The organism is Desulfobulbus alkaliphilus, assembly GCF_016918545.1.
Classification (GTDB): Bacteria; Desulfobacterota; Desulfobulbia; order Desulfobulbales; family Desulfobulbaceae; genus Desulfobulbus; species Desulfobulbus alkaliphilus.
On record NZ_JAFFQC010000228.1, the window covers coordinates 1 to 452 of the forward strand.

Sequence of the window (452 nt, forward strand, 5' to 3'; positions counted from 1 at the left end):
GACCAGCTGTGGGCCTATTTCGCCAAATACCTGCCTGACGCCACGCCGCAGAACGAGCCCCTGCTGGACCGGCTGATGGACCACGCGCTGAACTACTACGAGGACTTCGTGAAGCCCTCGAAGTCCTATCGCCTGCCGGACGACAAGGAGAAGGCAGCGCTGCTGGACCTGGCCGAACGGCTGAAGGCGCTGCCGGCCGACACATCCGACGGCGAACTGATCCAGAACGAGGTCTATGCGGTCGGCAAGGCCCACGCTTTCGAGCCGCTGCGGGCGTGGTTCGGCGCGCTCTACGAGGTGCTGCTGGGCGCCAGCCAGGGGCCGCGCTTTGGTTCGTTCGCGGCCATTTACGGCCTGCCGCAGACGATTGCCCTGATCGAGGCGGGCGCAAACGGAGAGCTGGCGCAACCTTGACCTTGCGTCATGGTTGTTGCGTGATGCCCTCCTAAAGG

Annotated in this window: 1 pseudogene; it reads left to right on the forward strand. The window is 64.8% G+C overall.

From position 1 onward, the window contains the following. Positions 1-414, forward strand: a pseudogene (gene lysK / locus JWG43_RS20840) (lysine--tRNA ligase); the annotation flags it as partial. Between the last annotated feature and the right edge of the window lie 38 nt (positions 415-452).